Consider the following 21858-nt stretch of genomic DNA (forward strand, 5'->3'; position numbering starts at 1 on the left):
TTTTAGGCCTGCTGGCTGGAAATCTGGTGATCCTCCGCGATGGCCTCATGGTGGCGGATCACTTCGCTGATGATGAAATTCAGGAACTTCTCGGCAAACGCAGGGTCAAGATGTGCGTCCTCGGCAAGTCGGCGCAGCCGGGCGATTTGGGCCGCTTCCCGTCCGGGGTCGCCAGCGGGAAGCTTGTGCGTGGCTTTGAGGATCCCAACCTTCTGGGTGGCCTTGAAGCGTTCCGCGAGCAGGAAAACGAGTGTGGCATCGATGTTGTCAATGCTGGACCGGATGGAGAGCAACTCATCCATGACGCCGCGATCTACCTGGCCAGCGAGGGAACTCGCTGCCGGGTTAAAGGAATCGTCGTCTTCGGGAAGGGCAATGTTCTGCTCGGTCATGCTCCCCAGTCTATGGTGTGGGGCCCTGGCGCCGCGGGTGTTACCTCCAGGCGTCGGGAGAGCGGTGTTCCCGTCGTCCGAATCGGAGCAGAATAGGCAACATCACTGCACGTCAACCAAGGGAGATTCCATGAAAATCGCTGTTCTGGGAACAGGAGTGGTGGGGCACGCCCTCGCCGGCAAGCTGGTGTCTTTGGGACACGAGGTCATCATGGGTTCCCGCGAATCCGGCAATCCCAAGGGCGAGGAGTGGGCCCGGCAGGCTGGCCCAGGTGCCCATGCGGGCTCCTTCGCGGAAGCTTGTGCACAGTCTGAGCTGATCGTGAACGCCACGCCCGGTACTGTGACCCTGGCCGTCCTCGCTGAAGCCGGCGACGCCAACCTGAACGGCAAAATCCTCTTGGACGTGGCAAATGCCCTTGACGGGTCCAGCGGCTTCCCGCCAACGCTCACAGTCTGCAACACAGACAGCATCGCCGAGACCATCCAACGGACCTACCCGCAGGTGCGGGTGGTGAAATCGCTGAACACGGTCAGCGCTCCCGTAATGGTGGATCCAGGCCGCCTTCCCGGCCCGCATGACATGTTCATGGCGGGAAACGACGCGGAGGCAAAGTCCACGGTCTCGGGCTTGCTGCAGGAATTTGGCTGGGCCCCCGGGCACATCAGGGACCTCGGTGGACTCGACGCTGCCCGCGGAATGGAAATGTGGTTGCCTTTGTGGCTGCGGATCTTCATGCAACAGCCACGGGGAAAGATGTTCAACATCGCAATCGTGTCCGAGTAGCGCATTGGGCCAAGACCGAATGAAGGCCCGCCCCAGTGGGGCGGACCTTCATGGCGTTCAGCCTGGGTACGGGTTAGCCGCCCAGCAGCGCGCGGTGCGCTTCCCGGCGTCGTGCTTGTTCATCAGGATCCGGAACCGGCAAGGAGGCGATCAGCCGCTTGGTATAGTCGTGCTGCGGTGAGCCCATCACGTGGTTGCCGATGCCCTGCTCCACCAGCTGCCCCTTGTACAGCACGCCAACCCAGTGCGCCAACATGTCCACCACTGCGAGGTCGTGGCTGATGAAGAGCGCCGCGAAGCCGAACTGTTCCTGGATGTCCTTGAACAAATCCAGCACCTTGGCCTGCACCGAGACGTCCAGTGCCGAGGTGGGTTCGTCGGCAATCAGCAGGCGCGGATTGAGCGCCAACGACCTCGCAAGCGAGGCGCGCTGCCGCTGTCCACCGGAAAGTTCGTGCGGATACCGTTGCGCGTACGACGCCGGCAACTGGACTGATTCGAGCAGCTCGCCTACCTTTTTCCGTGCCTCAGCCGCGCTCGGCTTGGTGTGGATAATCAACGGCTCGGCGACGCACTCACCGATGGTGAGGTGCGGGTTGAACGAGGCCGCCGGGTCCTGGAAAACGAAGCCGATTTCCTTTCGCAGCGGACGGAAAGTCCGCTCCTTGAAGTCCAGCATTTCGTAGCCGAGGACCTTCAGGCTCCCGCCGGTTGTCCTTGTCAGCCCGGCGATCGCCCGCCCGATGGTGGATTTACCTGAGCCGGACTCCCCCACCAAGCCGAAGACCTCATTCTCCGAGACAGTAAAGCTGACGTTGTCCACAGCTTTGAAGCCATGGCGCCCAAAGCGCCCTGGGTACTCGATGGTGAGGTTCTTCGCCTCAACGAGGACCTTGCCGTCCTGGTGCAGCCTCCCCCGTGCTCCTTCCGAGGCTGAGTTGCGGCCAAGGTGCGGGACGGCGGCGAGCAGTTTCTTCGTGTAGTCCTGCTTGGGTTCCGCGAACAGCACCCTCGAGGCTGCCTCCTCCACCACATCGCCTTGGTACATGACCACCACGCGGTCGGCGAGATCGGCCACGACGCCCATGTTGTGGGTAATCAGCACGATCGAGGTTCCGTAGTTGTTCCGCAGGTCCCGGAGTAATTGCAGGATTTCGGCCTGGACAGTGACGTCCAAGGCTGTGGTGGGCTCATCGGCCACTATCAGGCCCGGGTTCAGGGCCAGCGCCGCCGCGATCACCACACGCTGCTTTTGCCCACCCGAAAACTGGTGTGGGTAGTAGTTGACGCGGGTTTCGGGGTCCGGAATGCCCACTTTTCGGAGAGCCTCAGTGGCCCGTTCCTTCGCTTCCTTGGACGAAACGCGGTGGCCATCCTTGGCGTGGGCGCGGATCCCCTCGGCAATCTGCCAGCCAACAGTGAACACGGGATTCAAGGCCGTAGAGGGCTCCTGGAAAACCATGGCGACGTCGCGTCCGCGGATCTTTCGAAGCGCGGATTTGCTGACACTGATCACGTTGTTGCCGTTGATCACCACCGCACCGGAGCTGATGGCTGTTTCGGGCAGCAAGCCCAGGATGGTCTTGGCAGTAACTGTCTTGCCGGAACCGGACTCCCCCACAATCGCCACGACTTCACCGGGCTTAACGTCCAGGCTGACGTCCTTCACTGCATGGACGTCCCCGCTATCGGTGGCAAAAGTTACCTTGAGCCGGTCTATGGTGAGCACAGGTTCACGGGAGGCCGTGGGATCGGAAATGTTTCCCAGGTTGGTGGTCATGGCTTGCCTGCCTCTGAAGGGGTGGACGGACCAGCGGGAGTTGCCGGGGACTTTCCCGTGCCTGCGCGTTTGCGCCCACGGATCCGGGGATCGTTGAGGTCGTTGATGCTTTCGCCCACCAAGGTCAGTCCAAGGACCGTAAGGACGATCGCGATGCCCGGGAAGACGCCGGTCCACCAAATGCCGGACGACGTATCCGCCAGCGCCTTATTGAGGTCGAAGCCCCACTCGGCAGCCGACGTCGGCTCGATGCCGAAGCCCAGGAAGCCCAGGCCTGCCAGTGTAAGGATGGACTCGGAAGCGTTCAGCGTAAACATGAGTGGCAACGTGCGCGTGGCGTTCTTGAAGATGTGCCGTCCGATGATGCGCAAGCTGGAGGCTCCGAGGACCTTGGCCGACTCCACGAAGGGTTCAGCTTTGAGTCGGATGGTCTCAGCCCGGATGACCCGGAAATACTGCGGTACAAATACCACAGTGATGGAGAACGCACAGGAGAAGATACCGCCCCAGAAACTGGACTGGCCACGGCTGATAACGATGGAAATGACGATTGCCAGAAGCAGTGTGGGGAAGGCGTAGATTGCGTCGGCCACAACCACCAGGATGCGGTCCAGCCAGCCTCCGAAGTAGCCGCTGAGCAGGCCCAGTGCAACGCCAAGGAAGAGTGACATCGCCACGGACACCACGATGACGGTCACGGCGGTTTGGGAACCCCATAGGACACGGGACAAAACGTCATAACCGCCGACAGTCGTGCCAAGCAGGTGCTTGGCACCCGGTGGCTGCTGGGTAGGGAAGGACCCGGACGCATCGCTGAGTTGGGAGTAGCCATACGGGGCCAGCAGCGGCGCAAAAATACTCGTTAGCAGGAACAACCCGCTGAGAACAACGCCCACCACCAGCATGCCCCTTTGGAGGCCAACGCTTTTCTTGAGGTGCGAGACCACGGGGAGACGGGAGAAGAGGGGCTGCTTGGGAGGAGTCAGTGCAGGAGTGCTCATGGTCAGTACCTCACTCGCGGGTCGATGAGCGCGGCAATGATGTCCACGATGAAGTTGGTCACGGCAACGATGATGGCCAGCAGCACGACGATGCCCTGGACAGCTACAAAGTCGCGGGCATTCAGGTATTGCACCAGCTGGTAGCCGAGTCCTTTCCATTCAAACGTTGTTTCAGTGAGGACGGCTCCACCAAGCATTAACGCGATTTGCAGGCCCATGACGGTGATGATGGGGATCAGCGCCGGCTTGTACGCATGCTTGGTGACGAGCCGGAATTCGCTGACGCCGCGGGACCGGCCAGCCTCGACGTAATCCTTACCCAAAGTCCCGATCACGTTTGTACGGACCAACCGGAGGAAGATGCCGGCGGTGAGGAGGCCCAGGGTCGCCGCGGGCAGGACTGCGTGCGAGACGACGTCGCCGAAGGCGGTGAAGTTGCCGCTGCGCAGGGCATCAACCCAATAAATGCCCGACGGCGCAGCCAGGCTTCCCATTGCAAGTTCCGTTCGCGTCGACGCGCGTCCGGCGACCGGGAACCAGCCCAGCCAGGTGGAGAACGTCAGCTTCAAGAGAAGTCCCGAGAAGAAGGGCGGGGTGGCATAGCAAAGGATTGCGAAGAAACGCAATGATGCGTCCGCTGCTTTGTCGCGGCGGTAGGCCGCGATGAGGCCGAGGGGAATGCCGACCATCAGGGCGACAACAATGGCGTTGATGCTGAGTTCCAGTGTCGCGGCACCGAACGTAGTGATCATCTCGGCCACTGGCCTTCGGTCAGTGATCGTCGTGCCGAAGTTGCCTGTGATGAGCTGGCCCAGGTACTCGAAGTACTGAATGAAGATGGGCCTGTCGTAGCCGGCATCATGGATTCGCTGGGCCAGGACATCCGGTGGGAGGCGTCCGCCCTGGGCAGCCGTGATGGGATCTCCAATGACCCGCATCAGGAAGAAGACCAACGTCACAAGAATGAAGACGGTGGGGATGATCAGGAAGAACCGGATCACGATGTACTTTCCGAGGCCTCCCCCAGCCTTGGACTTGCTCTTTGGAGTGACGATTCCGGGCTCTGCCTCGGGTACGTCTATAAGTGTTGTCATTGTTACCTGTATTTCCTGCCCGCGGATTGCGCGGGATTGGCTCGTGCATGCCGGCCACGAAGGTGGTCAGCAAAGGAGGCGGGACACCGGATCAGCGTCCCGCCTCCTTCCCACCACAGAGGCGTGGTTACTTGGAAATCGTTCCGAGGCGGAACTTGAACGATGCGTCCAACGTCTTCTCGACGCCGTTCACGCCGCTTCCGGCCACCGCTACCTGGGCACCCTGAAGCAGGGGAAGGGTTGAGATGTCCTTGGCCAGTGCGTTCTGGACATCCTTGATGTCTGCCTCACGCTTGGTCTTGTCAGCTTCGGTCAGCTGCTTGGCGATCAGATCGTTCACAGTCGGGTTGTTGTAGTGGTTCTTCAGGAAGCCGCCGTCCGGGAAGAACGGGGTCAGGTAGTTATCGGCGTCACTGAAGTCGGGGAACCACCCAAACTGGAATACAGGGTACTCGTCAGCGCGGCTCGCCTTGCTGTACGTAACCCATTCCGTGGACTGCAGGTTGACCTTGAAGAGGCCGGACTTCTCCAGCTGTTCCTTGATCATGGCGTATTCGTCGCCTGAAGAACCGCCGTAGTGGTCCGGGTTGTACTGCAGGTTCAGCGCAACGGGCTCTGTAATGCCGGCATCGGCCAGGACCTTCTTTGCCTTGTCGGTGCTGGGCTTTCCGTTGTCTCCATAGGCATCCTTGAATGACTCGTTGGCCCCAAGGAATCCGCTGGGCACGTTGGAGTACAGGGGGAGGTAAGTGCCCTTGTAAACCTGGTCAGCTATGGCCTGGCGGTCCACGAGGTTGGCAACAGCCTGCCGGACAGCGAGTGCCTTGGCGGGATCAGCCCCGGCGGCCTTGGTGCCGAACGGCATGGTATCGAAGTTGAACGTGATGTAGCGGATCTCGCCGCCCGGTCCCGTCAGCACCTTGACTTTGGAGTCTTTCCTCAGGTCATCGACGTCCGTGGCGCTGAGGCTGCGGAAGGCGACGTCGATGTTGCCCTGCTGGATGTCCAACTTGAGGTTGGTGGGGCTGGCGTAGTACTTGATGGTCGCTTCATCGTTCGCCGGCTTGCCAAGGACACCCTTATAGTCTGCAAAGGCCTTGAAGCTGACAAGTTCGTTCTTTTTGTAGCTGTCAATCGTGTATTGGCCGTAGAAGGCTTTGGCCTTGATGATCTCGTCGTCCGGAAGGATTTTGTCGGCCGGGAAAACTTCGTCGTCCACAATGGGCGCGGCAGGACTGCTGAGGATCTGGCTGAATGTTTGGTCGTTTGCCTTCTTCAGCTTGAAGACCACCGTGGTGGCATCGGGAGTGCTCACATTCTCGATGTTGGTCAGCAGCGACGCCGGGCCAGCAGGGTCATTGATGGCAACCTGGCGATCGAATGAGAACTTGACGTCCTTGGAGTCCAACGTATGTCCATTGGCCCATTTCAGGCCGGACTTGAGCTTTACTGTGTACTCGGAAGGGGCCGTGAACGAGGACGACTCCGCAAGGTCCGGGACTGGCTCAGCACCGCCGGGTTTGGAATTCAACAGGAACGAGTAGATCTGGTTCATCACCATGAACGAACCATTGTCATAGGACCCGGCGGGGTCCAGCGACGTGACTTTGTCTGTGGTGCCGTAGGCGATCGGGCCGGCGGCAGCCGGGGCGGATGAGGACCCGCCGCCGGAGGGCCCGGTGCATGCAGTCAAAGCGAGGGCGGAAACGCCCGCGAGCGCGATAACGCCATGCAGGGCCTTCTTCTTCAGTGCCATCTGTGAACCTTCTGTTCGATGGATTAGGCGCACCGCCGTGGGATATTTGTGACGGAGCGCACTCTTGATTCCACGATTCAATCAGACTTCAGTCGCCCGGATACCTTGATTTAGTGATTCGAGACACAATATTTACCTACGAGTAGGTTTTCCGGGCCGCATCGAGGCATTGCCCCGGAGGGAGCGCCGGAATATCTTTATTCCGAGTTGAAATGCGCTGGATCACGGTCAGGCAGAACCACGCCGTGGGCAGCATCCAGGCGGCGGTTTAGGGGGCCGCCGAGGTAATGGGTGCAGGACCAGTCCGAAGGACAGGCACATGAGCAAGGCAGCCCTTTGCGTAGGGATCAACAAGTTCAAGTATTTACCCGAATCAAGCTGGCTTAACGGCTGCGTGAACGACGCCGGGGACCTGGCCGCCCTCCTTGAGGCGCAGTACGGTTTCGCCGCTTCCAGTATCAAGGTCCTGCGTGACGCCAAGGCCACCAAGAAATCCGTGATGACCGAACTCAACAAGTTGGTGGATGGCGCCGTAGACGGAAAGTCCAACCACATCGTCTTCACCTTCTCAAGCCATGGCACGCAGATACCCGATGCCAGCGGCGATGAAGCGGATCGGCTGGACGAGGCCTTCGCCTGCTATGACATCAACAACTCCGGCGACTCCTGGGACCCGGACACAGTGATCACGGATGATGAGCTGGCGACGCTCTTCGGGCGGCTGCCGGACGGTGTCCTCATGGACGTCGTGCTGGACACTTGCCACAGCGGTACCGGACTGAAGTCCCTGGACCTGTTGCCAGGCCGACGCCCCCGTTTCCTGCCCGCTCCGACGCCCCGGGCTGTGATCGCAAACGAGTTCAGCGACACCCGCACCCTGCGCGACCTGGTGAAATCAGCAAAGCTCTCCAAGCCTGTCCTGATGGCAGCCTGCCGCTCTGACCAGACGGCAGCAGATGCCCTCATTGACGGACGCTACAACGGCGCCTTCACCTACCACTTCGTGAAGTCCCTCCAGGGCAACGGCACTGCCGGGCGGGCGGAGGTGCTGAAGCTGGTGAGTAAGGGGCTCAAAGGCGGCGGTTTTGATCAAGTCGCCCAGCTGGAAGGGACGACGGCGGCACGCAAGGCTGCGTGGGGCAGCTAGTCCTTGACTGGCGCCCCAAGGGACATCAGCTATTCGCCCGTACCGTGAAACTTGTTCCTAACGCCGGAGGAAGCTGCCTCCTCGACGTCGTGCTGTTGATCGGATCCATACAGCATTCCCTGCCGTTCCCGGTCCATCACGGGTTTCAGGGCGGCGTACACCAGGCGCCCACCTGCGTCGAACCTGAGGAGTCCTCCGCCACGGATATCCACGAAATCCCGACGGGTCTTCAAGCCAAGGCGGACGTAGGCCTCCTTGCGGCTCATGCGCACCGTCTGTATGAACGACGCCCCGATCTCCGAGATGATGAAACCGTCTGGTGACACGCGTTCGGACGTCCGCACCCGGGTGGAGCTCAAGGGAGTGCGCCGCTCCAGCCGTGCTGCGTCCAGGAGCCGCGGATTTTCCCACACGAAACGCTGGACTTCCTGGGGATCTGATCCCAGGGCCGAAAGCCGGATCGGATAACGCAACCCCTGGTAGTTATCCACGCCGCTGATGTTGTTTAGCGACACCCGGCGGATCCCTATGGCCGAAAATTCAGCTTGGAGGGCCTCCCGATACCCGTGGTTGTCTTCGGGGACCATGTCCAGGTCCGCGGCAATGATGCCACGTAGGAGATCACGCCAGGTAACGTCCACCGGTGGCATATAGGAGAGGCCGCGGATTACCATGCGCAGGACCCTCATGGCCACGATCGAACCCGATTCGGCCTTCTGCTGCAGGCTTTGGTTATCCCCAAAACGGGCATTCCTCTCGGACCACAACCGCTGGACCGCCCGGAGTACTGCCCCGACCACAACGGCTCCCCGCGCGTGCGGCTCCAGCAGGGTTTGCCAACCCTCCGGAATGGCGCCAACAAATGGCTCCCTCAAGGGACCGCGGGCGAACAAGTCGCGCGCAAAGTCGAAGAGGGACCTGTTCAGGATCGCATCGTCCACAACCTGCCCGGCCTCAAAGCCGTCCCCGGCAGCTTCAAGTTGCCGGAAGACCACCTCACGCGATGAGAACACAGACAGGATGGCCACCAGATCCGCCAGTGCCTCGTGCATGGCAAGTTGCTCGATGGTGGCAAGCTGGTCTGCCCACGCAGGCCTGAAGCCATCAAGGATCGCATGTGTAACTTCGTGGGCCACAATGTCCCTGTACAGCGCAGTGGGTACTTTGTATCCCATGCGGTCCACCGAACCAAAGCGGATGGTGTTGGTACCCCGCTCATATCCGGTGTCGATGGCCGTGACAAGGTCCCTTGCCTTGAGGACTACCCGGCCCTCCGGGTTCCAGGGCATCCGACGGCCGAGCGTGGATTCGAAGATATCCAAGGTGCTCATGGCCACTCCGTAGACGTGCTGGGCCAGGAAACGGGTATCGTCCAGGAGCTCGCGAAGGTCCGTGGGGGGAGGTTCCGACACCAATTGCCACGGGTTGCCCTGGAGGGTCAGGGTAACCGGTGACACGGTGGTCCCGCGCCATTTCCGGATGTGTATCGCGTAGCGGTGGCCAGTGGGGCCGCGCCGCAGCCGCTCTACAGGTATGCGCACCTGGGCTGTAAGCGGCGGCTCCCCGCCGCTGCCTATCGGCCCCTCTGCAAGGACCGTCACGGAGACCATCTGCCCGGCTTTGATGTCTCCGGGGCTCTTCTTTGGAAATGCCACAGTCATCGCCATCCCGAATGCGGACCCCAACACACCGCAGCGGTTGCGCTGCTTAGGCCAGTATGGGGGCCCTCAAACCCGGAGGCAATGATCCACGTGCCTCCTAGAGGACTGCCCTCTGCAGGGAACGCGCGGCGTCGATGGTTGCCTGTCCCAGTACCCGGCTGCCTTGGTACAGCACAACCGTCTGGCCAGGTGCCACCCCGCGCAGCGGTTCGGTCAGGGTGACCACGAGTTCGGCCCGCTCAACACCCTCGTCATCGGCAACTAGTTCAACGCGCGCGCGGGCTGGAACGGGATCGCCGTGCGCCCGCACCTGGGCGTGGCAGTCGAACTCCGTACCGGTATCAACCTCGGAGATGGGCAAACCAGCCCAGGACACCTTGATTCCGCGGATTTCGTCGATTGCAAGGAGCGCTTCCGGCCCCACGACAACCTTGTTTTCCTTGGGCCGGATTTCCAGGACGAACCGGGGCTTGCCATCGGATGCAGGGGTGCCCAGCTTCAGGCCGCGGCGCTGTCCCACGGTGAAGGCGTTGGCACCCGGGTGCTCCCCCACCTTGGCACCAGTTTCATCAACGATGTCGCCAGTGGTCATTTCGATCTTCTCGGCCAGCCAACCACGAGTGTCCCCATCGGAGATAAAGCAGATATCGTGGCTGTCCGGCTTGTTTGCCACAGACAAACCCCGCCTTTCGGCCTCGGCCCTGACCTCGGCCTTGGAGGGAGTATCCGCCAGCGGGAACATGGAGTGCTTAAGCTGCTCATGTGTCAGGACGCCCAATACGTAGCTTTGGTCCTTGGCCCAGTCCGCTGCGCGATGCAGCTCGCGGTTGCCGTCGGCGTCTTCGATCACTTTGGCGTAGTGGCCGGTACACACAGCGTCAAAGCCCAGGGCAATGGCCTTTTCCAGCAAGGCAGCGAACTTGATGCGCTCGTTGCAACGCATGCATGGATTGGGCGTGCGTCCGGCAGCATATTCGTCGATGAAGTCCTGGACGACATCTTCCTTGAAGCGTTCCGAGAAGTCCCACACGTAGTAGGGAATCCCAAGGACATCACAGGCACGCCAGGCATCGCGGGAGTCTTCAATGGTGCAGCAGCCCCGGCTTCCGGTGCGAAGTGTGCCGGGCATGCGCGACAAGGCAAGGTGGACTCCGACGACGTCGTGTCCGGCCTCGACGGCGCGGGCGGCGGCCACGGCGGAATCGACTCCGCCGCTCATTGCTGCAAGTACTCGCATGCTGGCTTTCCGTGGGTTTTCAAAAGGATGTGGTCATTGATTCCGGCTGAGGCCAGCCGGCACGCCCGTCTATTCTAGCTCCCGCACTAGTGTTCGCGGTAAATCCCTTGACTGGGAACAGGACCGGCTTCTAAAGTCAAAGTAAGTTGTTTTAGAAATCGCCACGATGGAGGTGGGCTGAAATGGCACATGAACGAATGGTCATCGCCGGCGGCGGCTTGGCCGGTGCGACCACAGCAAAAACCCTGCGCGCCGATGGCTTCGGAGGACCCATCACCGTCCTGGCAGCCGAGGAACGGATCCCCTATCTTCGGCCACCGCTGTCCAAGGAGTTCCTCCTGGGCAAGGCGGAAGAGGATACCGTCCCGGTGGTGCCGGCTGGCTGGTACGAAGAAAACGATGTCGAGCTCCTCCTGGGCAGCCCTGCGGCGGGCATCGATGCACGGAGCCGCGCTGTCACGCTAAAGGACGGCCGGAGCCTGGACTACGCCAAACTGCTGATAGCCACCGGGGCGCAACCCCGGCAGATCCCGCTTCCCGGCACGCATCTGGAGGGAGTCATGACTTTCAGGACGTTTGGGGACAGCCTGCGCCTGCGGTCCCTGCTCCGGGACGGTGGCAGGCGGGTGGTCATGGTCGGTTCCGGATGGATCGGCATGGAACTGGCCGCAGCTGCCCGCAGTTACGGCAATGATGTGGTCCTGCTTGGCTTGGAGGAGATCCCCCTCAGTTCCGCCATCGGCCCCGAATTGGGCAACTATTTCCGGGCACTCCACGAAGGGAACGGCGTCAGCTTCAGGCTGCCCGCCAGTGCTGCCGGCATCGAAGGGAAGGATGGCCGCGCGACCGCAGTGCGAACCAACACCGGCGAGGTGCTGCCCGCAGATATCGTCATCATTGCCGTGGGGGTAGTGCCTGACACATCTTTGGCGGAAACAGCGGGGCTAACCCTGGACAACGGAATCCTGGTGGATTCCGCGCTCCGCACCAGCGCCCCGGACATCCTGGCAGCTGGCGACGTCGCCAACGCCCTGCATCCCTTCACCGGCGAGCATCATCGAAGTGAGCATTGGGCCAATGCACTTAATGGGGGCAAAGTGGCTGCCAGGTCGATGCTGGACCACGATGTCGAGCTGGATGTTGTTCCGTATTTCTACACGGACCAGTTCACGCTCAGCATGGAGTACTCGGGCTTTCCTTCGCTGACCTCGGGCGTAGCGCCGGTGATCCGCGGCTCGCTCGACGACGCCAATTTCATCGCGTTTTGGATCCGCAACGGCGAGAAGGAGCAGGGCGAAGTAGTTGCTGGCATGAGCGTCAACATGCGCCGCGTACAAAAACCGATCAAGGCACTGATTTCAGGCCGGGTGCAGGTGAACGTAGCAAATCTGACGAATCCCGACGTTCCCCTTGAGGACCTTTTGCCCGACTGACTTTCGCGACTGGTTTTTTTCGACCCACTTTTGCCGCAGGCCTCATTGACCGGCTAGGACGCCGCGGCTCCCCGCCGCGCTACCGTTGCCGCTGTCTGGATGTTTGATTCATGACCGGCCATGCCTGCTTGACGGGCCCGGGCGCAAGCCTCGGGAAGCGCCTTAAGCAGGGCATCGACGTCGGCATCTGTAGAGCTGTGCCCCAGCGTAAAGCGCTGGGCGCCACGGGCAGTATCTTCATCCAGCCCCATGGCCAGAAGAACATGCGACGGACGGGGCACCCCTGCGGTGCAGGCCGAACCGGTGGATGACTCAACCCCTGCCAGGTCAAGAAGGAACAGCAGTGAATCTCCTTCGCAACCAGGAAAAGTAAAGTGGGCATTGCCTGGCAGTCGGCCTTCCCCGGGCGCTCCGCGGAGCACCGCGTCCGGAACGGCTTCCCCAACCCCGGCGATGAGACGATCCCGCAGCCTGCTGATTCGCCCGCTCTCCGCGGGAAGGTTGGCGGTGACAGCCTCCGCGGCTGCCGCGAAGGCGGCAATGGCCGGTGTGTCCAGTGTTCCCGAGCGCACATCGCGCTCCTGGCCACCGCCGTGTTGAACCGGAGTCAGCTTGATCGCCCGCCCGAGGAACAACGCGCCGACGCCCACGGGTCCGCCAAGTTTATGCGCGGACACTGACATTGCCGCCAGCCCAGAAGCCCGGAAATCGACCGGAACGGAACCGAAGGCCTGGACAGCATCCGAGTGCACGGGAATCCCGTATCGGCTGGCCAGTTCCACGATCCCGGCAACGGGCTGGATGGTGCCCACCTCGTTATTGGCCCACATCACCGTGACCAGCGCAACGGAGTCGGGATCCTGCTCCAGTTCGCGCTGCACGGCATCAAGCTGCACCGTACCTTCTGCATCGACAGGAAGCCACACAACCTGGGCCCCCTCATGACGTTCAAGCCACTCCACCGTGTCCATGACCGCATGATGCTCGACGGCGGAACACAGGATGCGCTTCCGGCGCGGGTTTTCGTCGTGGCGCGCCCAATAAAGGCCCTTGACGGCCAGGTTGTCCGCCTCAGTCCCACCCGAGGTGAAAATCACCTCGGAAGGGTGGGCACCAGCGGCCGCCGCCAAGGTTTCGCGCGCATCTTCAACCGCGCGCCTTGCCCGACGTCCGGCTCCGTGAAGGGACGAGGGATTACCGGTTCGCGCAAGCTCGCGCGTCATGACAGCAAGGGCTTGGGCCGACATTGGCGTGGTGGCGGCGTGATCAAGGTATACGGGCACCTTGTAATTCTACCGACTTGTAATTCTACTGACGGCGTCACTGTCAGTTCTTGGGGCCCGGTTCCAGGCCGCCAATCCGGGCACAGCAATATCCGGTCCCAGGCTCCGGAAGGACGTTGTCTGCACTAAGGCCGGCTGCCGTGGCCGCACCCTTGAGGAAGGCACCATTCATGGCGCAGACCACCTCCTCGTGATGCTGCGAGAGCCGGTGGAATGGACAGTTGAGCAGCCGGTATCCCCCTGCATCGTCGACCATTGGCTCATAGCCAAGTTCTGCCAATGCGCCAAGGAAGTCACCGGGCCTGCCTGCTTCCTGGCCTTTGCGGTCTGCAACGTCCATCAAAGCGTCCCTCACGGGCACGTCCCCTTTCAGGGAACGCGCGATGGCCGAAGCCATCAAGTCCCCTGCGAGATCGTACTGGCGCTCAGGGACGGAGGCAGCAACCTCATCCACGGCTGGACGGTAGAGCTTGGCGGGCCGACCGGAACCGGGCCCGGCTTTCTCGGACGATTTCCTGAATTCCACCTCCAGAACGCCGTCCTTCACCAACCGATCCAAGTGGAAGGACGCCGTGCTGCGGGGAATACCCAGGGCACGGGCAGCCTCATCGCGTCCAACGGCATCTGAGGCGCCGCGCACGTAGGCGAACAGTGCCCGGCGATTGTGGTCGTCCAAGGAGGCGATCGCCGAAATTCTTTGGAGCCATGAGCGGCGTGCATCGGTCATACAGCCAGAATATCTCTAAAAACAAGATTCGTTGCTTAATTCATGGAGGAGATCTAAAATCAAAGTATCCATTTTTAGAAAGGAATGCGCCATGGAAGCCGCAACCACCCACGTGAGCCCGAAGTCCAGCCTTGGCGACCTCCGGGATCCTTCCCGGCAGGCCTTTGTCCTCCTGCGGACGGTCTTCACGATTGCCCCGATCATTTTCGGGCTCGACAAATTCAGCAACCTCTTGGTGGACTGGACCGTGTACTTGGCACCCGCAGCCACCACAGTGGTGCCTCTTTCAGCCCAGACCTTCATGTATGGCGTGGGAGTCATCGAAATTATCGCCGGCATTGTCGTTGCGCTGCGACCACGCTGGGGATCCCTCGTGGTCGCCGCCTGGCTGCTCGGCATCATCGTCAACCTGCTGGTGCTTGGCTCGTTCTTCGACGTCGCCCTGAGGGACTTCGGCCTGCTGGTGGGAGCACTCGCGTTGAACCGATTGGCCATCGCGTTCAAGAAATAACACTCAGGCTGGTGGGACCAAGGCCACTTGTGACTCGACGTCGGCACGGGCATTGGCCAAGGTCCCGCTATCCGGGCAAGCCAGCGATACATAAACAGAGGAAGCCGGGTTGCTGAAGAGCCTGGCAAGCACCAAGGCAGCGGTGCCGCCGGACGGCTTGGCCGATTCCAAGGCCAGCACTTCCACTCTGTGCGCTGGCTTGGCGGAGTCCTGACCCCAGCGCAATGAGGTTGGCTTGAGCTTGTCCACCGCGATGCCCGGATCCAAGTAGCGAAACAGTTCCCTGGTGGAGCCGGCGTCATCGCCCGGTACCACCAACGGTCCCTGGTTGACGCTGACCCGGACAACCACCGCGCAACCATCAGTCTTCAAGTAGCGGGTTTCACCCTGCATGCCTGAGTGCACGACAGACCATCCAGGCACCTCCTCCAAGCGGCTGGACACCGTCACTGGATCCCCGGGGGCCAACGTTCCGCCGGCGCCCAACGGCAGATCCTTGGCCGCGACAGCCTCCGCATCGTGTCCGGGGGTGATGGTTGGGGTGGACAGCGTCGACTCGGAAGGCGAGGGCTTCGGTGCCGCTGGATCGGGCACGTTCACGCTGCATGCGGCAAGGACCACACTCAAAGCAGCAGCGGCAGACACAGCACCTACCGTCCCAACCATGGCCGGGGCCGCCTTCAATGGTCCAACACTCCGTGCCATCGGCGATCCTCTCTTTTGCTGGCGAGCCGGCGTCTGCCGCCATCGAGTCTAACCGGCAGGGCCGCTACGCAAGGACGCGGAGGCAACCAGGGATGACCTCGACCTCCAGAGGCAAGCTGCCCACGCGCTCGCCGTCGGCGTAGGCCACTACACCTTCAGCCGCCAACCGCACTCTCCGTACCCTGCGGATCTCCACGGCCGGATGGCCAATGTGTTTGCCGGCGAAGACCTTGGGAAACACTGCAAGGAAACGCAGGCGCGACAATGGCTTGACAACAAATAAATCCAGCCACCCATCATCGGGCAAGGCGTCGGGCGTGATCCTCATGCCGCCTCCGATCGATTGGCCGTTTGCCACAGAAATCAGCAGTGCCGGCTGGCGCCACTGCTCGCCATCGGCGGTCACCGTGTATTCGATGCGTCGGAAGGATCCGAGCTCACGGAGCATCGCCAGGTTGTAGCGGCTCCTTCCCCGCGGCCAACGCCACGAGTTGGCCCGTTCGTTGACGGCAGCATCAAATCCAGCAGACAGCGCCCCTGCGAAGTAGGTGCTTCGCCCGCCAATGGTGACGCGTCCGGCGTCGATCCTGCGCCCGCCGGATTCCATCGCGGCAAGCAAGTGATCACAGGCCGCCTGCGTGTCCATGAGCGGCAGGCCAAGGAGCCTGGCCACATCGTTGCCCGTGCCGGCCGGAACGATTCCCAAAGGAACGTCCAAACCGGCGAGCGCATTGACCCCCAAATGGACCATGCCGTCGCCGCCCACCACAACCAGCGCCCCGATGCCGGAAGCTATGGCCTCATCCACCAAGGTGCGGAGGTCGTCGTAGCTGCCCGCTTCCAGTACGACGACGTCGCGACCCGCGGCGCGAAGGCATGCTGCGGCGTCGTTCCCGGCGTTGCCGTGACGGCCGAACGATGCTGTTGGATTAATGGCAAGGGCGATCCTCCCCGACGAGTGGGCCGGATTCTTGGGCGAGGGAGGATTCACCAGTCGAATTATTCCAGCCGGGAACCACCGCACGCGCTGCCGACGTTCACATAGTGGCTGGATAAACTGACCAGACCGCCCCGCCAAAGGAGCGGACCAACATCCTAGAGAAGGGCCTGTGCTTGGCCGAGGGCAGCAGTTCGCACTATCAGGTCCTTCGCGTGTCCGTCACTGCGACGGACAAGGAGATCAAGGTGGCATATCGCAAGGCAGCCCGGAAGGCCCACCCGGATCACGGCGGCGAGGCTGAAATGTTCCGCCGGGTAACGCTCGCATATGAGACCTTGATCGATCCGCAGCGTCGGGCCGAGTATGACCGAAGGTATGCCAGCGGCGTCGCCGGGCGCACCCAACCGCGTCCAGGCGACTACACTGGTGCGCCCGCACCCGACCCGGCGACCACCGCCGGGGTCAGGCGTCCACAGCCCCAGCGCAACACGGCCGGCGATCCGCCCATTTACGTTCCAGCCTTTGATGACCCCCTTGAGGTTCCGCTCATTTCGAAGGCAGAAGCTGCCCAACAGGTCCACGGGTTGCCGAGAAAGCGCGGGATTTTCGGTGCCGAAGCGCGCATCCAACGCGAGATGCGGACAGTTCAGCTCATCAGCAGGCAGGTCCTCCCGGCCATCCCCGCGGCACGGCTCATCAACGGGCTCCGCTCACCCTCTGACAACAACCACATAGACCATGCGGTCCTCTCCGGTTACCGGCTGGCTTTGGTCGGTTCCATGCTGTTGCCCAAGGGCGCCTACGCCTGGGATGGGAGTTCGTTGCGCCACGGTGGGCGGTCGGTGGCGCCTCCGCAGCTGGCCCACATTGTCCGCCATATGCAGGACATCTTCCCTGAGTTGAACGTCACCGGATGGGTTGTACTGCACAGCCCTGACGGCAACGTGCACGAACCAGTCATCGACCAGTACGGCAAAGGGCAGTCCGGCCATAATGCGGTGGAAGTGGTCAACGGCGCCGGGTTGGCCCGCGGTTTGAAGCACTTCCTCAGTTCAGGACCAGCGCCCAACACCGTGGTGGTTCCAGTCCTCGCCCGCCTGCTCCGCGGCATGCACTGACCTCATGCGTTCGCAGGCCGCATGAAACTGCCCGCATGCCCCCCCCGGGATGGAACTGGCTAGCATGGGAATGGCTAGGATGGGATGGTGTTCCGCATCCTCTTCCACACACCAGAAATCCCGGGCAATACGGGCAACGCCATTCGTTTGGCCGCCATCACCGGCGCCGAACTCCATCTGGTGGAGCCACTTGGTTTTGACTTCTCCGATGCCAAGCTGCGCCGGGCGGGCCTGGACTACCACGACCTCGCCGTGGTCACGGTCCACAAGGACATCAACGCCGCTTGGGACGTGCTGCAACCTGAGCGCGTTTTTGCGTTCACGTCCGACGGCGAAACCTCCTATACAGACGTCAGTTACCGTGAAGGTGACGTGCTGATGTTCGGCCCTGAATCCGTGGGCCTCCCGGAATGGCTGAAGAAGGATCCACACGTCACTGCGCGGGTGCGGCTCCCCATGCGGCCCTCCCTGCGTTCACTGAACCTGGCCAACGCAGCGTCGATCGCCGTTTTTGAGGCCTGGCGGCAGAACGGATTTGCCGGCGCAAAGGTGTAGCCCATCCACGGAGCCTCCGGCCCCGAATAACCTATGCAGGATCGATTCCCTGCCACGGACATTCGATGAGGGAGCCTGCATGAGTGCGGTGGAGACCAGAGCGGCGGCGGCAGTCTGCCGGTCCGCTGCATCCACAACGCCTTCCCCTCGTGCTGCCGGTTTCAAACCGCACGACTTATGCTGGACAGTGATGGACATCCCCAACAATCCCGCTCCCCCGGTCGTCGAGACTTCGGGCACGGCGACAGACCTGAACTCGCAGCTTACGGGCCTGCTTGAAATGATTGCTGCAGGCGACCAGGAGGCCTTCGCCGAGTTCTATCGGCTGACCTCAAGGCGCGTCTTTGGCATGGCCAGGCGAGTCCTGATCGACTCTGAGCTGAGCGAAGACGCCACCCAGGAAGTCTTTATCCAGGTCTGGCAAGGTGCCGCCAAGTTCGATCGCGCGGCGGGAAGCCCCCTGGCCTGGTTGATGACCATCGCCCATCGCCGTGCCATAGACCGCGTTCGCGCCGTCCAGGCAGCCACGGACCGCGAAGCGCGGTATGGTGCTGCGAGCCAGGACCTCGATCGCGACGTCGTGTCCGAAGAAGCCGACACAAACTTTGAGGCCGAGGCCGTCAGCCGGTGCCTCGGCACCCTGACGGAAACCCAGCGCGAATCTGTTCGCCTCGCCTATTACGGCGGACTCACCTACAGGGAGGTCGCGGAACACCTGGGCGCCGCCGTCCCAACCATTAAGTCCCGCATCCGCGACGGACTCCTGCGCTTGAAAACCTGCTTGGGGGTGGGCTGATATGAGCGAAAACAACGGTGGAGGATTTGTCCGCAGAATGTTCGCCAATGACATCGCAACCGACTTGGCCGAGGGCCGTGTCCTCGAGCTGGCAGAGATCTATGCCTTGGATGCGGTGACTGAATCCGAGCGGGCCATGATTGAGGACTACATCAAGGATGCACCGGAAGGTCCGGCTTTCAAGGAGCGGGTCCGGCAGGCCCGTGAGACTCTGACCCTTGGTTTCGCTCATGAGGAAGAGCCTCCCGCGGCCCTCTTCGGCAACATCATGGACCGGATCACCAAAGACGCTGCTACACGGCCGCCTGCTGAAGGAGCCCTTCCCGCCACATCCGGGACCGTCGTCGATGAACTCTCCGCCGCCCGGACCAAGCGCGCAGAGCGCCGGGGCTTGAGTGGTGGGCGCGCATGGCTGGTGGGTGTGGCGGCTGCTGCTGTCATAGCCTTGGGAGGCGTGGGTGTGGGGGCATACGTTGCCGCCCAGAACGACCCCGTGAACCAGGTCCTCCAGGCCCAGGATGTCCGGAAGAAGACTGCAGAGGTTCCTGGAGGTGGCACGGCAACGATTTCCGCTTCCTCCGCCAAGGACTCCTTTGTGGTGCTGATGGACGGCGTTGCCCCTGCCCCCAACGGCAAGGTCTACCAGCTGTGGACACTGCCAAAGGACGGATCGGCCCCGGTTCCACAGGGCACAATGGATGCCGAGACATTGTCCAAGCCGGCAGTCGTGAAGGGCTTGTCCTCAGCCTCCTCGGTCGCCATCACGGTGGAGCCCGTGGGAGGGTCAAGCTCGCCCACCCAGCCACCTGTGCTGGTTGTCCCGCTGAGCGCCTGACGACACCGGAGATTAACGCCCGACGGCGGCCAACCCACCTCGGTGGGGCGGCCGCCGTCGTACTGTTCCTGCAGCCAATAGACGGCTACAAAACAGTCCAGCTACAAAACCAGCGACAAGAGCATCACAAAGCCGAAGCCAACCACGGAGATCAGCGTCTCCATAACGGACCACGTCTTGAACGTCTGACCGACCGTCAGTCCAAAGAGCTCCTTGACCAGCCAGAATCCGGCGTCATTCACGTGTGAGAGGAACAATGAGCCTGCACCGATGGCCAAGGCGAGCAGCGCCGCATGGCTCGGGGTCAAGCTGCTGGCCAGGGGCGCGACAATGCCCGCAGCAGTCACGGTTGCAACGGTCGCCGAGCCCGTGGCGAGGCGGAGTGCTACCGCCACGATGAAGCCCAGCACGAGGACGGACATGTTGGCACCTTCCGCCCACTTCTTGACGGCGTCGCCCACGCCGGCACCAATCAGTGTCTGCTTGAAGCCACCGCCGGCTCCGACGATCAAAAGGATTGCGGCGATGGGGCCCAAGCTGTCGCCCAGCTTGGCGGTGATCTTGCCGCCCGTGAATCCCACCGCGTATCCGAACGTCACGATGGCGGCCAGTACGGCCAATGTCATGGCAACCAAGGGCTGGCCCACGAAATCGAAGAAGATCCGGATCATCGGAGCGGTTGCTGCATCCGGCCAGATGATGTCGCCCAACGCCTTTAGCAGCATGAGGACCACCGGGAAGATGATGGTCAGCAGCGTCACCAGGAACGAGGGCTGACGCTTGACATCACTAAGGTCTGCGCTGTGCTTGGTGTCGATCCCGCCCGCCACGGCGGGAGCCTCTACCGGAACCCAACGCGCGGCCAGCCGCGAGAAGAGCGGCCCGCAAATGATGACCGTGGGAATGGCCACGAGGATACCCAGGCCCAGTGTTGTCCCCAATTCAGCCTTCACCGCGCTGATGGCGATCAGGGGCCCGGGGTGCGGGGGCACCAGTCCGTGGAGCACGGAAAGCCCCGCCAAAGCCGGGATGGCTATCCGCATGAGCTTCATCCCGGATCTCTGCGTCACAAGGACAATCACGGGCAGCAGGAGAACCAACCCGATTTCGAAGAACATCGGCAGCCCAATGATCACGGCCACAAGCGTGATCATCCACACGATCTTGTTTCCGGTGGCCTTCGCCAACAAGGTGTCCACAACCCGGTTGGCCCCGCCCGAGTCGGCAAGCAGTTTGCCAAGCATTGCGCCCAACGCAATGAGGAGGCCGACTTCCTTGAGGACTCCCCCAACCCCGTCTTCGAAGTTGGTAATGACTTTGCCCAGCTCCACGCCGGAAGCAAGCCCAACGAATGCCGAGCCCAGCACCAGGGCCAGGAATGGGTGGAGTTTCAGCTTCGCGATGAGGACCACGATCAAGGCAATACCCAACGCTGCCACCACAAGAAGCTGGGTGTCGTGCGCTGTCCATTCCTGTACCTGCGTGGCAGTTTCCAGGGCGATCACGAGGCTGTCGCTTCGGAACCGTCACCGACGGGGCGCAAGCCAAGCCGTTCGATGACTTCGTCCGCTTCCTCGGCAGGTGACGCCGAAACACACAACGAGACGTAGTTCTCGTCTTCCGTGGGTTCCTCAAGTGCTTCAAACTGGGACTCCAGGAGCGACGGCGGCATGAAGTGCCCGTGCCGTGACGCAAGGCGGTCGGAGATCTTGTCTTTGCTCCCTTGAAGGAAAACAAAGACAACGCCTTCGCCGCGGAGCACGTCGCGGTACTTCTTCTTCAGCGCCGAGCACGTAATGATGGCCGGCGTACCGGCATCTGTGTGTTCCCGGATCCAGGCAGCAATAATGCCAAGCCAAGGCCAGCGGTCCTCATCGCTGAGGGCCTGACCTGAGTGCATCTTGGCCACATTCGCTTCAGGATGCAGATCGTCGCCTTCGGCGAGATCCCATCCAAGCTTTCCGGCAAGAACGCCGGCTACAGTCGATTTGCCCGAGCCGGAGACTCCCATAATCACCAGCACGGGTTGCTGTGCAGTCTTCGCCATCAAAGTCTGCCTTCCTCGAATAAATATGATTTAACCGAGGTCCAGCATATGAC

21 protein-coding genes are annotated in these 21858 nt (G+C 61.9%); 8 read left to right on the forward strand and 13 right to left on the reverse strand.

The window, feature by feature from the left end; translation table 11 throughout:
• Positions 1-2: 2 nt before the first annotated feature.
• Positions 3-392: a chorismate mutase gene (locus LDN75_RS16770; RefSeq protein ID WP_223933629.1), complete on the reverse strand. Its 390-nt coding sequence runs from the start codon at positions 390-392 to the stop codon at positions 3-5.
• Between the two features lie 130 nt (positions 393-522).
• Between LDN75_RS16770 and LDN75_RS16775 the strand changes: the two genes are divergently transcribed.
• The gene (locus LDN75_RS16775; RefSeq protein ID WP_223933630.1) at positions 523-1179 is read left to right on the forward strand and encodes an NAD(P)-binding domain-containing protein; all 657 of its coding nucleotides are present in this window, start codon (positions 523-525) and stop codon (positions 1177-1179) included.
• Positions 1180-1252: 73 nt separating this feature from the next.
• Here the strand turns inward: LDN75_RS16775 and LDN75_RS16780 are convergent, their stop codons facing one another.
• The 4 genes from LDN75_RS16780 to LDN75_RS16795 all read right to left on the reverse strand — a co-directional run bounded on the left by LDN75_RS16780 (position 1253) and on the right by LDN75_RS16795 (position 6810).
• On the reverse strand, positions 1253-2959 hold the full coding sequence (locus LDN75_RS16780; RefSeq protein WP_223933632.1) for an ABC transporter ATP-binding protein: 1707 nt from the start codon (positions 2957-2959) through the stop codon (positions 1253-1255).
• On the reverse strand, positions 2956-3960 hold the full coding sequence (locus tag LDN75_RS16785; protein WP_223933634.1) for an ABC transporter permease: 1005 nt from the start codon (positions 3958-3960) through the stop codon (positions 2956-2958). Before LDN75_RS16785 ends, LDN75_RS16780 begins: the two co-directional genes overlap by 4 nt.
• A gap of 2 nt (positions 3961-3962) precedes the next feature.
• Positions 3963-5054, reverse strand: a complete 1092-nt coding sequence (locus tag LDN75_RS16790; protein ID WP_223933636.1) for an ABC transporter permease — start codon at positions 5052-5054, stop codon at positions 3963-3965.
• 127 nt (positions 5055-5181) lie between these two features.
• On the reverse strand, positions 5182-6810 hold the full coding sequence (locus LDN75_RS16795; protein WP_223933638.1) for an ABC transporter substrate-binding protein: 1629 nt from the start codon (positions 6808-6810) through the stop codon (positions 5182-5184).
• A 319-nt stretch (positions 6811-7129) separates the two neighbouring features.
• Here LDN75_RS16795 and LDN75_RS16800 point away from each other — a divergent pair, with 319 nt between their 5' ends.
• The gene (locus tag LDN75_RS16800) at positions 7130-7957 is read left to right on the forward strand and encodes a caspase family protein (RefSeq protein ID WP_223933639.1); all 828 of its coding nucleotides are present in this window, start codon (positions 7130-7132) and stop codon (positions 7955-7957) included.
• Between the two features lie 29 nt (positions 7958-7986).
• On the opposite strand, the gene LDN75_RS16805 is transcribed toward LDN75_RS16800, so the two are convergent.
• The gene (locus LDN75_RS16805; protein WP_223933641.1) at positions 7987-9612 is read right to left on the reverse strand and encodes a hypothetical protein; all 1626 of its coding nucleotides are present in this window, start codon (positions 9610-9612) and stop codon (positions 7987-7989) included.
• Positions 9613-9715: 103 nt separating this feature from the next.
• On the reverse strand, positions 9716-10837 hold the full coding sequence (gene mnmA, locus LDN75_RS16810; protein WP_263422404.1) for a tRNA 2-thiouridine(34) synthase MnmA: 1122 nt from the start codon (positions 10835-10837) through the stop codon (positions 9716-9718).
• 200 nt (positions 10838-11037) lie between these two features.
• Between mnmA and LDN75_RS16815 the strand changes: the two genes are divergently transcribed.
• Positions 11038-12288 (forward strand): FAD-dependent oxidoreductase, encoded by a 1251-nt coding sequence (locus tag LDN75_RS16815; RefSeq protein WP_223933643.1) that lies wholly within the window; start codon positions 11038-11040, stop codon positions 12286-12288.
• A 53-nt stretch (positions 12289-12341) separates the two neighbouring features.
• Here LDN75_RS16815 and LDN75_RS16820 read toward each other — a convergent pair whose 3' ends face one another.
• Together LDN75_RS16820 and LDN75_RS16825 are read right to left on the reverse strand one after the other, a co-directional pair.
• Complete coding sequence (locus LDN75_RS16820; RefSeq protein WP_223933644.1) at positions 12342-13571, reverse strand: cysteine desulfurase family protein; 1230 nt, start codon at positions 13569-13571, stop codon at positions 12342-12344.
• Positions 13572-13614: 43 nt separating this feature from the next.
• Positions 13615-14298 carry a helix-turn-helix domain-containing protein gene (locus tag LDN75_RS16825; RefSeq protein ID WP_223933645.1) on the reverse strand — a complete coding sequence of 228 codons (684 nt, stop codon included), beginning with the start codon at positions 14296-14298 and terminating at the stop codon, positions 13615-13617.
• Positions 14299-14389: 91 nt separating this feature from the next.
• Here LDN75_RS16825 and LDN75_RS16830 point away from each other — a divergent pair, with 91 nt between their 5' ends.
• A complete protein-coding gene (locus LDN75_RS16830) occupies positions 14390-14809 on the forward strand; it encodes a hypothetical protein (protein WP_223933647.1) in 420 nt (139 codons plus the stop codon).
• A 3-nt stretch (positions 14810-14812) separates the two neighbouring features.
• Here the strand turns inward: LDN75_RS16830 and LDN75_RS16835 are convergent, their stop codons facing one another.
• Positions 14813-15514: a hypothetical protein gene (locus LDN75_RS16835; protein WP_223933649.1), complete on the reverse strand. Its 702-nt coding sequence runs from the start codon at positions 15512-15514 to the stop codon at positions 14813-14815.
• A gap of 64 nt (positions 15515-15578) precedes the next feature.
• Positions 15579-16505, reverse strand: a complete 927-nt coding sequence (locus tag LDN75_RS16840) for a YegS/Rv2252/BmrU family lipid kinase (protein WP_223933651.1) — start codon at positions 16503-16505, stop codon at positions 15579-15581.
• Positions 16506-16627: 122 nt separating this feature from the next.
• Between LDN75_RS16840 and LDN75_RS16845 the strand changes: the two genes are divergently transcribed.
• The 4 genes from LDN75_RS16845 (at position 16628) to LDN75_RS16860 (ending at position 19758) form a co-directional block, all read left to right on the forward strand.
• Positions 16628-17572 (forward strand): J domain-containing protein, encoded by a 945-nt coding sequence (locus tag LDN75_RS16845; protein ID WP_223933652.1) that lies wholly within the window; start codon positions 16628-16630, stop codon positions 17570-17572.
• Between the two features lie 87 nt (positions 17573-17659).
• Positions 17660-18127, forward strand: coding sequence for a tRNA (cytidine(34)-2'-O)-methyltransferase (locus LDN75_RS16850; protein ID WP_223937615.1), 468 nt, complete (start codon positions 17660-17662; stop codon positions 18125-18127).
• A gap of 190 nt (positions 18128-18317) precedes the next feature.
• Positions 18318-18923, forward strand: a complete 606-nt coding sequence (sigK, locus tag LDN75_RS16855) for an ECF RNA polymerase sigma factor SigK (protein WP_223933653.1) — start codon at positions 18318-18320, stop codon at positions 18921-18923.
• Position 18924: 1 nt separating this feature from the next.
• Positions 18925-19758, forward strand: coding sequence for an anti-sigma factor (locus LDN75_RS16860; RefSeq protein ID WP_223933655.1), 834 nt, complete (start codon positions 18925-18927; stop codon positions 19756-19758).
• 101 nt (positions 19759-19859) lie between these two features.
• Here the strand turns inward: LDN75_RS16860 and LDN75_RS16865 are convergent, their stop codons facing one another.
• Together LDN75_RS16865 and LDN75_RS16870 are read right to left on the reverse strand one after the other, a co-directional pair.
• Complete coding sequence (locus tag LDN75_RS16865; RefSeq protein ID WP_223933657.1) at positions 19860-21263, reverse strand: gluconate:H+ symporter; 1404 nt, start codon at positions 21261-21263, stop codon at positions 19860-19862.
• Complete coding sequence (locus LDN75_RS16870) at positions 21260-21805, reverse strand: gluconokinase (RefSeq protein ID WP_223933659.1); 546 nt, start codon at positions 21803-21805, stop codon at positions 21260-21262. Before LDN75_RS16870 ends, LDN75_RS16865 begins: the two co-directional genes overlap by 4 nt.
• Positions 21806-21858 lie beyond the last annotated feature (53 nt).

The sequence above is a fragment of the Arthrobacter sp. StoSoilB5 genome (genome assembly GCF_019977235.1).
GTDB lineage: Bacteria > Actinomycetota > Actinomycetes > Actinomycetales > Micrococcaceae > Arthrobacter.